General features: G+C 38.9%; 2 protein-coding genes and 1 pseudogene. 2 read left to right on the top strand and 1 reads right to left on the bottom strand.

The window, feature by feature from the left end; genetic code table 11:
- The coding region (locus FWJ34_RS19350; protein ID WP_308256957.1) for a hypothetical protein at positions 1 to 545 on the bottom strand (545 nt) is incomplete at its 3' end.
- Between the two features lie 180 nt (positions 546 to 725).
- Here FWJ34_RS19350 and FWJ34_RS19345 point away from each other — a divergent pair.
- Complete coding sequence (locus FWJ34_RS19345) at positions 726 to 1,238, top strand: calcium-binding protein (protein ID WP_308256955.1); 513 nt, start codon at positions 726 to 728, stop codon at positions 1,236 to 1,238.
- Positions 1,145 to 1,389, top strand: a pseudogene (locus FWJ34_RS19340) (hypothetical protein); the annotation flags it as partial. The gene FWJ34_RS19345 and the pseudogene FWJ34_RS19340, both read left to right, overlap by 94 nt.

Genomic DNA, 1,389 nt, shown 5'->3' with positions numbered 1-1,389 from the left:
ATCATCCCGGATACCGCCCCTAAAGCATTCACATCTCGATAACGAGGCATTAATTCCTTAAACTTACCTAATCTCTCTAAATGCTCATCTACATCGGCTTGAGAAAGTTTACTTTTGACTTCCACTAAAATTGCTTCCGTTTCGTTAACTACTAACAAATCAATCTGTAAACCACCCGTCGCCCTTTTTACCGACACATCCGAGAGAAACTCATGAACATCAATGCCTTTTTCTTGAAATAAACGCACTACAGCAGGACGCACTTGCCATTCGACAAACTCCCCTAAACGATTACCTAATTTACCAATTTGCTCATCGGTTTTTTTACTTTGTTCTTTTAGTAGTCTTTCTGTTTCTCGAAAACGTCGATCAGTTTCTTGAAAACGTCGATCAGTTTCCTGAGCATTTTCTTTTAAAAGTCGATCAGTTTCTAAGGATTTTTCCTTTAAAAGTCGATCGGTTTCCTGAAAACGGCGATCGGTTTCTTTTTGAGCTTCAATTAACTCTTTTAATAATTGCCAAACTTCTTCGGAGGTGGTAGTCATAATCAATTATCCTCAAAAATACTTACATTTACATTATAGCAACATCGATAGCCAAGGACGGCACTGCACGATCGCCTCTTTCATATTTCAAAAGGACTCTAAAACGGAATTAATGCCAGTGGTTTAGGAATTTATAATCACGGCGAGGGAATTAATGGTCGTTTTTGGGATAATCGTTTGTTGACTATTAGTAATATAGAAGTATTTAACATCACTGGTACACCTTATAATGATGATTTGCGAGGGTTTGCTTTAAATGATACTCTCAATGGTGGTAATGGTGATGACATCTACACTGTTAATAGCACGGGCGATCGAGTTACAGAAAACGTTAATGAGGGTACAGACACAGTACAATCATCAATTACCTACACGTTAGGCAATAACCTTGAAAACCTTATTTTAACAGGCACTACGAATATAAACGGTACTGGTAACACCCTTAATAACTTGATTACGGGTAACAGTGGCAATAATAGTCTTTCTGGTGGAGTCGGTAACGATACTCTTAACGGTGGTGTCGGTGCTGATACTTTAATTGGCGGTGTCGGTAATGATATTTATACTGTTGATAATATTGGGGATATAGTCACAGAAGGATTAAACGAAGGTACAGATTTAGTCTTCTCCTCCCTTACTTATACCCTGACGGTAACGATACCCTCAACGGTAGCAGTGGTAATGATACCCTAGACGGTGGTAGTGGTAATGATACCCTAACCGGCGGTAGTGGTAATGATTCATTCCGTTTTAATTCTACTTCTGAAGGAATTGATCGTCTTACGGACTTTAATATAACCGATGACACTCTTCGAGTTTTAGGTAGTGGTTTTGGCGGTGGTTT

The sequence above is a fragment of the Geminocystis sp. GBBB08 genome (assembly GCF_016743215.1).
GTDB lineage: Bacteria > Cyanobacteriota > Cyanobacteriia > Cyanobacteriales > Cyanobacteriaceae > Geminocystis.
This window is presented reverse-complemented; position numbering and strand designations above follow the sequence as displayed.